At 60.9% G+C, this 7,067-nt stretch carries 4 protein-coding genes, 1 pseudogene and 1 riboswitch; all 5 genes and pseudogenes read left to right on the top strand.

Annotation, left to right across the window (positions count from 1 at the left end; translation table 11 throughout):
* Positions 1 to 506: 506 nt before the first annotated feature.
* On the top strand, positions 507 to 1,883 hold the full coding sequence (locus A37O_RS0109250) for a TrkH family potassium uptake protein (RefSeq protein ID WP_018297225.1): 1,377 nt from the start codon (positions 507 to 509) through the stop codon (positions 1,881 to 1,883).
* Complete coding sequence (locus A37O_RS0109245; RefSeq protein WP_026196277.1) at positions 1,876 to 2,568, top strand: potassium channel family protein; 693 nt, start codon at positions 1,876 to 1,878, stop codon at positions 2,566 to 2,568. The genes A37O_RS0109250 and A37O_RS0109245 overlap by 8 nt, the downstream gene beginning before the upstream one ends.
* A 310-nt stretch (positions 2,569 to 2,878) precedes the next feature.
* Complete coding sequence (locus A37O_RS0109240; protein ID WP_026196276.1) at positions 2,879 to 4,282, top strand: IS1380 family transposase; 1,404 nt, start codon at positions 2,879 to 2,881, stop codon at positions 4,280 to 4,282.
* Positions 4,283 to 4,436: 154 nt separating this feature from the next.
* Positions 4,437 to 4,580 (top strand): annotated as a pseudogene (locus A37O_RS16535) (IS701 family transposase); the annotation flags it as partial.
* A 397-nt stretch (positions 4,581 to 4,977) separates the two neighbouring features.
* Positions 4,978 to 5,087, top strand: a riboswitch (TPP riboswitch).
* Positions 5,085 to 6,815 (top strand): phosphomethylpyrimidine synthase ThiC, encoded by a 1,731-nt coding sequence (gene thiC / locus A37O_RS0109235; RefSeq protein ID WP_018297222.1) that lies wholly within the window; start codon positions 5,085 to 5,087, stop codon positions 6,813 to 6,815. It overlaps the preceding riboswitch by 3 nt.
* The last annotated feature ends 252 nt before the right edge of the window (positions 6,816 to 7,067 follow it).

The raw sequence follows: 7,067 nt of genomic DNA, 5'->3' as shown, positions 1-7,067 counted from the left end.
TGTTCGAGGCTGCCTGAGAACGCCGACCCGCAGCGAGCATCAGAGGATGAAGACTGGGTCGTCACGGCTCTCCGCCTGAAGTTTGCAACAGCACCAACGGGACTTCTGACACTTGTCGTCTTGTGCACGCAGGTAGTGACCAGATAGTGGTCAGAAGGCGTGTGCATAGCCCTGCTGGCCAGGCAGGGTCTGTGCAATCGCCTTCTGACCCTGATAACGATATTTTTTCGATGCGTGTCACGTAAACGACCGATTTAGCAACACTCCTGACCAACGAACTGATCTAGATCAACCCTCCCGACTCTGACATTTTGGACGAGTGCCCCACGCTCCTAGACGTAAAAGCTAAAGTTAGCGCAGGAGGCACAGATTTCGTGATGCACGCACAAGCGCATTCCCAAGAAGTATCCGCAATCGCTGGCGCATCAACCTTTGTCGTGGACTAACGCCATAGTTTCGGGGCGGCAGGCTAACGGTATCGGGGAAACAGGATTAGGATCCTCCAGGTGGAACGAAAATCGCCGTCGAGCTGGCTACGACCGGCCCAACTTGCTGCCGCAGGATTCCTTGGCCTGATCCTGGTGGGCGCGTTTGTCCTGACCCTGCCGTTTGCCTCGGCGGACGGCCAGTTCACCCCGTTCCGCGCGGCCCTGTTCACCGCCACCTCCGCAGTGTCGCTGACCGGTCTCATCGTCGTCGACACCGGAAGCTACTGGAGTTTCACAGGGCAAGCCACAGTGCTCTCCCTGATCCAGCTAGGCGGGTTCGGCATCATGAGCCTTACCTCCTTAACGGGCATGTTATTGACCGGGCGGATCAGCCTACGGTCCCGACAAGCCACCGCGGCGGAAGGGCGCCCCCTGTCACTTGGGGGCATTCGGAAGACGCTCATGGCCACCCTTGTGCTCACCGTGGTCTGTGAAGCGGTGGTTGCCCTTACCGTCGGACTGCGTTTCGCAACGACCTACGAGATGTCCCCACTTCGGGCCACCTGGGAGGGGATCTTCCACGCCATTTCCGCGTTCAACAACGCCGGATTCGGACTGCGTGCGGACAGCCTGATGCCCTATGCCAGTGATGCCTGGGTCCTTGTCCCGCTGGCCGGTGCCTTCATCATTGGCGGGCTGGGTTATCCGGTCCTTGCGGAGCTGGTGTCCCGTGTCCGGAACCGGATCCGCGCCCGCCTGCGTGGAGTATCCCCCGGTACATACCGGTTGTCAGTGACTACGCGGATGACCTTGGTCGGCACCGGTGTTCTGATTGTCGCCGGAACGATCATGGTGGCTGCTATCGAATGGAACGGCGTGCTCCGCGATATGTCGCTCGGGACGAAATGGCTCACGGCGTTTTTCCAGGGAACCTCCCCACGCACCGCTGGATTCAACTCCGTCGACTACGCGGAGATGAACCCGGTAACCCTGATGGGCACCGATATCCTAATGTTCATCGGCGGCGGTTCCGCTGGCACTGCTGGAGGTATCAAGATCACCACGGCGATCGTGCTGCTCGCGGCGATGGTTGCCGAGTTCCAGGGCCAGCGTGACACCTCAGTGGGGCGTCGACGGATCCCTCACACCGTGGTACGTCAGGCAATGACGGTGGCCGCTGCCGGTGTCGGCGTGGTGACACTCGCGGTCGGGGCCCTGCGCATCCTCGAGCCGCAGTTCACCGCCGATCAGCTGAGCTTCGAGGTAATCTCCGCTTTCGCCACGGTAGGCTTATCGACCGGTATCACCGCGGATTTGAGTGCTCCCTCGCAGATCATTCTCTGCCTGTTGATGTATCTCGGACGGGTCGGTCCTATCACGCTGGTGGCTGCGCTAGCCGCCCGTAACGTTGTCCGCAGATTCGACTACTCCACGGAAAGGCCGTTCATTGGCTAAGTTTCCAGGCTCCGCGCTGCGGAGCAGACGCAAAATAGATATTTCCCCAGTGGTCGTCATCGGGCTGGGACGCTTCGGCTCTTCTCTGGCCAGAGAACTCATGAGATATGGGGTGCAAGTCCTCGGTATCGACGCCGATGACAAGCTTGTCCGCGACCACGCCGCTGATCTCACCGACACTGCTGTCGCGGACGCCACCGATGTGGAAGCACTACGGCAGCTCGGCGTGGATGAGGTCGAGAGGGTGGTCTTGGCCATCGGGTCGCATCTGGAAGCCTCCATCCTCACCGCATCCAACCTCGTCGAGCTGGGTATCCGTGATATCTGGGCCAAGGCTGATTCCGATCCGCATGCCCGCATCCTCACCCAGATCGGTGTGCACCATGTCGTTCGACCCGAACACGACACTGGCCGCAGGATCGCACACCTCCTGGGCGGTCGGTTTCAGGACTTCGCCGAGTTGGACGAGAACTACGGTGTGATCAAGCTGGCCCCGCCGTCGGTCCTGCTTTTCGGAACACTGGATGTCCAACGGATTTGGGAAAAATACCATGTGTACCTGGTGTCCGTTCGTACGGGCACGGGTCGGTGGGAGCCCCTCTCATCCGGTTACCCATTGTCATCAACTGACCTCATCGTCGTCGCCGGCAGCCCTGAAGACCTTGAGGTTTTCTCCTGCGCGTAGCGCCAGCGATGACGTCCGCAAACGAGCACATATTTGTCCGCTGAGACTCGACATCCAAGGTATGCGTCTACTCCATTAACTTGGATGATTCACCCATTGGTCTCGTGTTGAAGAAGTATCTGGAAGCCTGTGCCTGATATGGGCCGGGCCTGCGGGGGCTATCCCTCCAGCTCCTTGCGGGTCCTTAGCCTGGATCCACCGATGTGATTCCGGTTTCAGCGGTGTGGGAATAAAAGAAATGCCCCTCTGACATGGGATAATACGACTTGTCTAAGGTCCGTAATCCCCGTCAAGAAAGAGCATCTCTCAGGTGCAACTATCTCACACTCCCGCAGCCATGTCAGCATCATTCGACGATCCGAACCTCGTGTCGGCTGCCGGGCTGGTCCCGGTCATGCGCCTGGCGGACGAAGCCGGGCTGACTGCCCTGGCACAAGACCAGATGACCGTCGCAGGCGACAAGGGCGCTAACGCTGGGGCGAAGATCACCACCCTGATCGCCGGAATGGTCGCCGGCGCCGACTCCATCATTGATATGGACCAGCTGCGCCACGGCGGCATGAACCGACTGTTCAACCAGGTCTACGCACCGTCGACCCTGGGTTCCTTCCTCCGGTCCTTCACCTTCGGGCACATCCGCCAACTCGACGCCGTCGCCTCGCGCTTCCTCACCGGACTGGCAGCACAGTCACCGGTCCTGGTGCCCGCCGACACCGGCGGGTACGTGCTTGTCGATGTCGACGACACCATCATCGAAGTCCATGGCCATCAGAAACAAGGTGCCGGCTTCGGCTACTCCGGGGTCCGTGGCCTCAACGCCCTGCTGGCCACGGTGACCACACCCGATTCCGCTCCGGTGGTCATCGCACAGCGCCTGCGCAAAGGCTCATGTGGCTCCCCGCGTGGGGCCGGCCGGTTGATTGCTGATGCGATCACCACCACCAGGCGGTTACCGGGACTCCAGCACCAGAAAATGCTGGTGCGTGCGAACTCCGCTTTCTACGGCCGGCCCAGCATCCATGCAGCACTGACCGCAGGTGCGGATGTGTCGATCACCGCGCGGATGACGCCCAACATCCAGAACGCGATCGCCACGATCCCGGACACGTCCTGGGAAACAATTGAGTACACCGACGCGCTTTTCGACGAGAACACCCAGCGATGGACCTCCTCAGCAGAAGTCGCGGAAATCCCCCTCGTCGCTTTTGCATCGAAGAAGGAGGCTGATCAGGTTCCCGGTCGGCTGGTGGTGCGCCGGATCCCAGAGCTGAACAAAAAGGATCTTGATCAACCGGGACTGTTTGATCTGTATCGCTTCCATGCGGTGTTCACCACCGCCGACTCAGGTCTCATCGATACCGTGGCCGCGGATAAAACCCACCAGCAGCACGCGATCATTGAGCAGGTCAACGCCGACCTGAAAAACAGTGCCCTGGCGCATATGCCTTCGGGGAAGTTCACCGCGAACGCCGCGTGGCTGGTGCTGGCGGTCATGGCCTTCAACCTCACCCGCACAGCCGGAACCATTGCTGCGGGGTCGATGGCCCGGGCCACGACAGCCACGATCCGGCACCGGATCGTCACTGCCCCGGCCCGGGTGGCGCGTCGATCCCGGAGATTGGTGCTGCACCTGCCGGAGGGCTGGACGTGGGAGTCGCAGTGGCGGAGGCTGTTCGATCACGGTCACTCGCCACCGGTGGTTGTTTCTTCCTGACCATCTGAGCCGAAGTCCTTCGGCCCGAGCTGACCTATCGATTCGTGGAACAACCAGACGACGAGGTGATCTGGGGATCACTCTTGCCCGAAATCCCTGACGGTGCCTGCAACCGATCTCAATCACTTACCGAGGGCACATCGGTGGATCGAGGTTGAAACACGGGCTGGGTCTGGATCATTTCGAGGGGCGCAGCTGGTTGGGCTGGCATCACCACACGGTGTTAGTGACCGCGGCGCATCTGTTTGTCACTATCCAACGGTTGGCTGCGGACCCAAAAGCTCGCAAGGCGGTGTGAGTTTCTATGTCACACTCGCCGAACTCCAGACCGCTGTCATCAGGTTGTTGGCCTATTGCCCGTACTGCGGCCGCGCCCCCACCTAACAAAGCACTACTAGCCGAATGCTCGAGACGGACCGACAATGCCGAGCCGCAGAGACCATGGGGAAATGAAACTCAGGCGTTCGTAACCCCTCCACCCAACATCGCCTTCTGATATCTGTGCAGATGACTTTCGACAACAATATGGGAGAGACTGCAGGTGGTGGTGTGCGAGGAAAATCCCGCAATGCAGACTCTACACGGGTCGTAGGCCCCCCGATGAATGTGCCAGGAATGCCGCCCCGGTCACGGAATGAGCGACCCTCGCTGCCATATATGGCGGGCTGATGGGTGTAACGGCCTGTTAGGATTGGTTCCGTCCATACGGGAGCCCCAATGCAAGGGCTGAGATCGGGTTGTTGCAGCCTGCGACCGTCGAACCTGTCCGGGTAATGCCGGCGAAGGAAAAGGAACCCTCATTATGAGCTCATCGGCTCAGCACGCCCTAGCCCACGTCCATGACCAAGAATACGACCTCCAGGTCCCGGTCACGGAGATATCGTTAGAAGATGGTCCAGGCGGCGCACCCAACCCGCCTGTTCGGGTCTACCGCACCGCCGGGCCCGGTAGTGACCCGCTCGTCGGTCTTCCGCCGCTGCGGGCATCCTGGATTACTGGCCGCGGTGACGTCGAAACTTATGCGGGGCGGGAGCGCAACCTGCTCGACGATGGTCGTTCGGCCCTCCGGCGTGGTGAGGCATCCCAGGAGTGGAAGGGAACCCGGCCCGTGCCGCTGCGGTCCATGGAAGGTCGCACTGTCACCCAGATGCATTACGCACGGGCCGGCATCATTACCGAGGAGATGAGGTTCGTGGCGTTACGGGAGAATTGCGACGTCGAACTGGTCCGCTCCGAGCTTGCGGCGGGGAGAGCGATCATCCCGGCCAACATCAACCACCCCGAGTCCGAGCCGATGATAATCGGCAAAGCTTTCCTGGTGAAGATCAACGCCAATATTGGTAACTCCGCGGTGACCAGCTCCATTGCCGAGGAGGTCGACAAGATGCAGTGGGCCACCCGCTGGGGTGCGGATACCGTGATGGACCTGTCGACCGGTGATGACATCCATACCACTCGCGAGTGGATTATCCGCAACTCTCCGGTGCCTATCGGCACCGTGCCGATCTACCAGGCGCTGGAGAAGGTCAACGGGGAGGCCAACGAGCTGACCTGGGAAGTCTTCCGCGACACGGTCATTGAGCAGTGCGAGCAGGGTGTGGACTACATGACCATTCACGCTGGGGTGCTGTTGCGCTACATTCCCTTGACCGCCGAGCGGGTCACCGGCATGGTCTCTCGCGGAGGATCCATCATGGCCGGCTGGTGCTTGGCCCACCACCAGGAGAATTTCCTTTACACCCACTTCGATGAGCTCTGTGAGATCTTCGCCCGTTACGATGTCGCCTTCTCCCTCGGAGACGGCCTGCGCCCCGGATCGATCGCCGATGCCAATGACGCGGCCCAGTTCGCCGAGCTGGACACCCTGGCGGAGCTGACCGCGCGGGCCTGGGAGCATGATGTACAGGTCATGGTCGAAGGCCCAGGCCATATCCCGCTGCATCTGGTGCGGGAGAACGTGGAGCGGCAGCAGGAATTGTGCCATGGAGCTCCATTCTACACTCTGGGGCCCCTGGTCACTGACATTGCCCCAGGGTATGATCACATTACGTCCGCGATCGGGGCCACTGAGATCGCCCGCTACGGCACCGCCATGCTCTGCTATGTCACCCCGAAGGAGCACCTGGGGCTGCCGAACAAGGATGACGTGAAGACCGGGGTCATCACCTATAAGATTGCCGCCCATGCGGCCGATCTCGCCAAAGGTCACCCGGGAGCGGCCGAGCGGGACGACGCGCTGTCAAAGGCGAGGTTTGAATTCCGCTGGCGCGACCAGTTCGCCCTGTCCTTGGATCCGGACACCGCCGAGGCATTCCACGATGAAACGCTGCCGGCCGAACCGGCCAAGACCGCGCACTTCTGCTCGATGTGCGGGCCAAAGTTCTGCTCTATGCGTATCTCTCAGGACATTCGTGACCAGTTCGGTGGTGCTACCCAGCAGGAGGCCATCGCCGGGATGCAGGAGAAGTCCGCTCAGTTCCGGGCCTCCGGTGGCAAGGTGTACCTTGAGGCCCCGACGGTGCCCATCAACTGAGGGTGTTGCCCGCAGCACGTCCGGTATCCCGTTGGAACAGGCGGTGAGCCTGTCAAACCATCCCCGAATAAGTAACACGACCATGCACACGACCGCACCGATGCCCAGATCGACTTCGTCGGCAGCGGCAACCAGAATTTGCCGCTGCTGAACGAGCCCTCTGTCGGTGTCTCTGGGTCAGTACTCTCACGAGCATTCCAAGAGGTGGGTGGAGGTCAGGTATGGGGGTGCTGTTGCAAAGTTGGGGGGGGG

It is taken from the genome of Corynebacterium lubricantis DSM 45231, from assembly GCF_000379425.1.
Classification (GTDB): domain Bacteria; phylum Actinomycetota; class Actinomycetes; order Mycobacteriales; family Mycobacteriaceae; genus Corynebacterium; species Corynebacterium lubricantis.
The sequence above is the reverse complement of the archived record's forward strand: the minus strand, read 5'-3'. Positions and strand labels throughout refer to the sequence as shown.

What these genes read in the sequence shown, in the direction of transcription:
- thiC (WP_018297222.1), top strand. Translation starts at nt 5,085, where the DNA reads ATGAGCTCATCGGCTCAGCACGCCCTAGCCCACGTCCATGACCAAGAA.